The sequence below is a fragment of the Endozoicomonas sp. SESOKO4 genome, assembly GCF_024606275.1.
In genome coordinates this window covers 1-1,024 of sequence record NZ_JAHHPS010000397.1, presented here as the reverse complement: position 1 = coordinate 1,024, position 1,024 = coordinate 1, and the positions used below count along the sequence as shown (strand labels likewise).

1 protein-coding gene is annotated in these 1,024 nt (G+C 50.8%); it reads right to left on the bottom strand.

Annotated features, from left to right (window positions below; translation table 11 throughout):
* Positions 1-395: 395 nt before the first annotated feature.
* The coding region (locus KDK16_RS07845; protein ID WP_257275458.1) for a sigma-70 family RNA polymerase sigma factor at positions 396-1,024 on the bottom strand (629 nt) is incomplete at its 5' end.

Here is a 1,024-nt window from a genome sequence, read left to right as displayed (position 1 = left end):
ATCAAGTGCACCTGCCAGCTCTGGGAAGTGGCGGTATGCCGCCGGGTAGCCGGGTGAGAATTCCCCACCAATAACCTGTGCAGAAAAAAAGAGCAGGCTGGTCAGTAACAGAGCTTGTAATCGATCCATAACTTTTTACCTCCCTGAAAAGAACCTTGTTGGTATTACGCAGAAGCCTCTGGTGTGGGCCGAGGTTGCGCGCGACCTGTTAAACATTAGATGGCAGGAGGCAGCTAAGAGTTCATATATAGGTCAGTGAAATGGACACCCTTGTTAGCAGAGCGACCAACGATAGGCGGTTTACTTTAATCAGATGATGATGGGTAGACATAAAAAAACCGCACTCTCAAAGCTGAGAAGTGCGGTTTTTTCTGGCACTTGAGGGCAGGAAGATATTACTCGTCCAGGAAGCTTCTCAGGTGATCCGAGCGCGTTGGGTGACGCAGTTTTCTCAGAGCTTTGGCTTCGATCTGACGGATACGTTCACGGGTAACGTCGAACTGCTTGCCCACCTCTTCCAGAGTGTGGTCTGTGTTCATGTCGATACCAAAGCGCATGCGCAGAACCTTCGCTTCACGAGCTGTCAGGCCAGACAGCACGTTGCGGGTAGATTCTTTCAGACCTGTACCGGTAGCACGATCGATAGGGGACTGAATCGTCGCGTCTTCGATAAAGTCACCCAGATGGGAATCTTCATCGTCACCGATCGGTGTCTCCATGGAGATAGGCTCTTTGGAGATTTTCAGTACCTTGCGGATCTTGTCTTCTGGCATTTCCATCCGAACAGCCAGTTCCTCGGGAGTGGGCTCACGGCCCATCTCCTGTAGCATCTGTCTGGAAATACGGTTCAACTTATTGATGGTCTCAATCATGTGAACCGGAATACGGATTGTTCTGGCCTGGTCCGCAATGGAGCGGGTAATAGCCTGACGAATCCACCAGGTAGCATAGGTCGAGAACTTGTATCCGCGACGGTATTCGAATTTGTCTACCGCTTTCATCAGGCCGATGTTGCCTTCCTGAA